At 71.0% G+C, this 2,185-nt stretch carries 2 protein-coding genes; one reads left to right on the plus strand and one right to left on the minus strand.

Annotation, left to right across the window (positions count from 1 at the left end; translation table 11 throughout):
- The first annotated feature begins 156 nt into the window (after positions 1 to 156).
- Positions 157 to 1,137: an LLM class flavin-dependent oxidoreductase gene (locus KY469_22895; protein ID MBW3665939.1), complete on the plus strand. Its 981-nt coding sequence runs from the start codon at positions 157 to 159 to the stop codon at positions 1,135 to 1,137.
- Positions 1,138 to 1,170: 33 nt separating this feature from the next.
- Here the strand turns inward: KY469_22895 and KY469_22900 are convergent, their stop codons facing one another.
- The gene (locus tag KY469_22900) at positions 1,171 to 1,989 is read right to left on the minus strand and encodes an SDR family NAD(P)-dependent oxidoreductase (GenBank protein ID MBW3665940.1); all 819 of its coding nucleotides are present in this window, start codon (positions 1,987 to 1,989) and stop codon (positions 1,171 to 1,173) included.
- Positions 1,990 to 2,185 lie beyond the last annotated feature (196 nt).

A 2,185-nucleotide genomic window follows, 5' to 3' on the forward strand; every position in this document is an offset into this window, starting at 1 on the left:
TAGAACCAGGTGGCGAGCTCCTCCCCGCCCGGCGGCATGGCGAGCTGGACATGGTCGATGGCATCGAGCAGCACGTCGTCAGCCTCCCATCCGCGGTCCCTCCCCCGCGGGAAACCTGACACACCGTCAGGTCCGTGGCAGGCTGCGCCCGTGGCCCTGTTCATCGCTCGATACGACCTCCGTGCGCCGGCGGGTGGCCCCGCCTCCCGCGCCGACCTGTTCCGTGCCGCCCTCGACCAGGCGGCGTGGTGCGAGCAGCACCACTTCGACATGGTCGTGCTGTCCGAGCATCACGGGGTGGACGACGGCTACCTCCCCTCGCCACTGGTGCTCGCCACCGCGATGGCCGCCCGCACCTCCAGCCTGCCGATCATGACCGCGGTGCTCGTCCTGCCGCTGTACGAGCCCGTCCGCCTCGCCGAGGACATGGTCGTGCTCGACATCATCAGCAGCGGCCGGGTGAGCCACGTCCTCGCCGTCGGCTACCGGCCGGAGGAGTACGAGCAGCTCGGGGTCGACTGGTCACGGCGCGGCGAGATCATGGAGGAGCACCTCACCACCCTCCTGCGGGCGTGGACCGGCGAGCCCTTCGAGCACGCGGGGCGGCGGGTCCGGGTGACCCCCCGACCGCTGAGCGACCCCCATCCGCTGCTGATGTACGGCGGGGGATCGACCGCCGCGGCCCGCCGGGCGGCCCGGTTCGGCCTCGGGTTCTTCCCGCAGCACGCCGACCCGGAGCTGGCCGACGTCTACCGGGATGAACTCGACCGGCACGGCCACGACGGCGGGTTCGTCATGACGCCGCCCGATCGCACCGGGACCTACCTGTGCGCGGACGATCCCGACCGCTTCTGGGCCGAGCACGGTGAGCACCTCCTGCACGAGGCGCGGAGCTACACGAGCTGGCAGCAGGGTTCGCGCTCGGCGGTGCTCGACACCTCTCGCACGGTTGAGGAGATGCGCGAGGCCGGCATCTACCGGGTGTGCACGCCGGACGAGCTGGTCGCCGAGGTCCGCGCCGCGGGCGATGGGGCGACCGTCACCTCCCACCCGCTCATCGGTGGCCTGCCTCCGGAGGTGGGCTGGCGCAACCTCGAGCTCCTCGCCGAGCAGGTGATGCCCGCCGTGCGAGGCTGACCACACGCTCGCGGCCGAGCATCGGCCGTCCGCTCAGTCCGGCTGGTCGGACCCCCCGGACACTCGATGCGCATCGAGCCCGACCGCGTCGGCGCTGGCCTCCCACAGCCGACGGGCCAGCCGGCCGTCGCGGGCTGCCGGCGAAGGCTGCGTACGCCGACGTCGCGTGTAGTAGCCGCCCGTGTCGCCCTCGACCTCAGGCGACCCCGCCAGGTGGATCGGGGTGACCGCCCCGTGTGCTGGGCCCTTCATGAACGGGGCGGCGATCCGCAGCAGCACCGGGAAGATGCCGTGGGTGTCACCGTCGAGACCGAACCCGCTGGCGACCGTGCCGGGATGGCACGCGTTCACGGTCACGCCCGAACCGTCCAGCCGGCGGGCCAGCTCCCGAGTGAACAGGATGTTGGCCAGCTTGGACGCGCGGTAGGCGGCCATCGCCTGGTAGTCGCGCCGCTCGTGGTGGAGGTCGTCGGGGTCGAGGTCGGCCCCGACGTGCGCGACCGACGCGACGTTCACGATCCGCGCGGGCGCCGACGCCCGCAGCAGCGGGAGCAGGCGCACGGTCAGCAGGAACGGCCCGAGGTGGTTCGTGGCGATCGTCGCCTCGAACCCGTCCACGGTCTCCTGCCGGTCGGTGAGGATCACCCCGGCGGTGTTGACGAGCACGTCGAGCCGGTCGTAGCGATCCGCGAACCCGTCGGTGAAGGAGCGCACGGACGCGAGGTCCGCCAGGTCCAGGCGCATCACCTCGACACGGCCGGCCCCGGCGCGCTCCGCGATCTCCGCGGCGACGTAGGTCGTACACAACCCGCGCTCGCGGGAGTCGGTATCGTCGAGTCCGACGACGGTCATCGCCGGCGCTTGGGCTGCGAGCGAGTAACCCCTTTCGGGACGGATCGAATCGGGCAGTTTCAGGGACTGACTGCCGCCGAAGAACGTATGCTGATATATAAGTATACTGCCGATACGTCACCGAACCGCGACACGGCACCCGGGCATGCTGGGGAAAACGTCTTATACGAGGAATAGCTTACATCCCCCTATGTCC

Source organism: Actinomycetota bacterium (assembly GCA_019347575.1).
Classification (GTDB): domain Bacteria; phylum Actinomycetota; class Nitriliruptoria; order Nitriliruptorales; family Nitriliruptoraceae; genus JAHWKY01.